This window comes from Methylobacterium aquaticum (assembly GCF_001043915.1).
In the GTDB taxonomy this organism is placed as follows: domain Bacteria; phylum Pseudomonadota; class Alphaproteobacteria; order Rhizobiales; family Beijerinckiaceae; genus Methylobacterium; species Methylobacterium aquaticum.
The window spans coordinates 1-1,247 of the sequence record NZ_LABX01000296.1; the positions used below are offsets into that span (position 1 = coordinate 1).

Here is a 1,247-nt window from a genome sequence, read left to right on the forward strand (position 1 = left end):
GCGTCAGGCGAGGCGGGTGGGAGTCTCGTGGCGCGCCTCATGCCACCCCGGCGGGCGGGCGGCAATGACCGGCGGCGCGGGCAGGGCTCAGGCGAGCGGGCCCGGGATCGCGAGTTCGGCCTCGCGCGTCAGCCGTGCCTCGTGCCGGCGCACGAACAGCCATAGGGCGATGCCGCCGAGCACCACGATGGCGAGGAGCGCAAGACCGATCGGCCCGACGACGTGCTCGATCGACCGGCCGCACAGATAGGCCCCGAACCCCATCAGCGAGGCCCAGGCGATGCCGCCGGCGGCATTGTACAGGAAGAAGCGGCGGGCATCGAACTGGTTCACCCCGGCAAGCAGGGCCGCATAGGCGCGCAGCATCGCGGTGAAGCGGCCGAAGAACACGATCTTGCCGCCGTGGCGCCGGAACAGATATTGGCCGAGCTTCAGCCGGCGCTGGTCGAGGGCGATCTTGCCGCCGTGCTTGAGCAGCAGCGGCATGCCCCAGCGCCGGCCGACCCAATAGCCAAAGTTATCGCCGATGATCGCCGCCAGGGCCGCCGCTAGCACCACCAGCCCGATCTGCAATTGACCGGTCGAGCCGGCATAGACCGCCGCCGAGATCAGCACGGTCTCGCCCGGCATCGGCACGCCGGCGCTCTCCAGGGTGACGATCAGGAAGATGGCCCCGTAGCCGTAATGCGAGATCAGGTCGGCGACCGGCAGGTCGTGAAGGAAATGCATTCTGGTCCTGCTGACACATGATCCAGGGCGGCGCCATGTCGCGCCCCGATTCCCGCAGATAAGGGGTCGGATCGTGGCTCTTCCAGGGCAGCGTCCGGGCGTCGTTCAGCAATGGTGAGGCAACATCGCCGTCGTACTGGCGACGCATTGCCGTGCGGAATGGGCCGTGGCCTGTTCCGAACGGCGACGTGCCGCAGGCGCCGGACGGCGCGGCCGGCACGACATGAGGGGCGTCGGGGGGCGGGCGTCCCAAGGTTCGGCATCTCCGGGCCCGGATTGTCCAGAGTCGGTGAACGATCGAAGTCGATGAACGAATTGTCTCCCATCCGGACCGACGACGCGGTCGAGGCCCCCCGCCGGCGCGGCCGCGGGCTGGGCTGGCTGGTCGTGCTGCTGGCGCTCGCCGGTGGCGGGTACTGGGCCTATCGCACCCACTTTCCCGATGGGTTCAAGCGTCCCGAGACGCAGCAGGCCGGCGCCGGCCTGCTGCGGCGGCGGGCGTCGCGGCGGGGGCGGGG

Annotated in this window: 1 protein-coding gene and 1 pseudogene; one reads left to right on the forward strand and one right to left on the reverse strand. The window is 70.3% G+C overall.

Going from position 1 to position 1,247, the window contains the following annotated elements; translation table 11 throughout:
- Positions 1-87: 87 nt before the first annotated feature.
- The gene (locus tag VP06_RS30290) at positions 88-729 is read right to left on the reverse strand and encodes a DedA family protein (RefSeq protein ID WP_048467534.1); all 642 of its coding nucleotides are present in this window, start codon (positions 727-729) and stop codon (positions 88-90) included.
- Between the two features lie 306 nt (positions 730-1,035).
- On the opposite strand from VP06_RS30290, the pseudogene VP06_RS30295 reads away from it, so the two are divergent.
- Positions 1,036-1,247, forward strand: a pseudogene (locus VP06_RS30295) (efflux transporter periplasmic adaptor subunit); the annotation flags it as partial.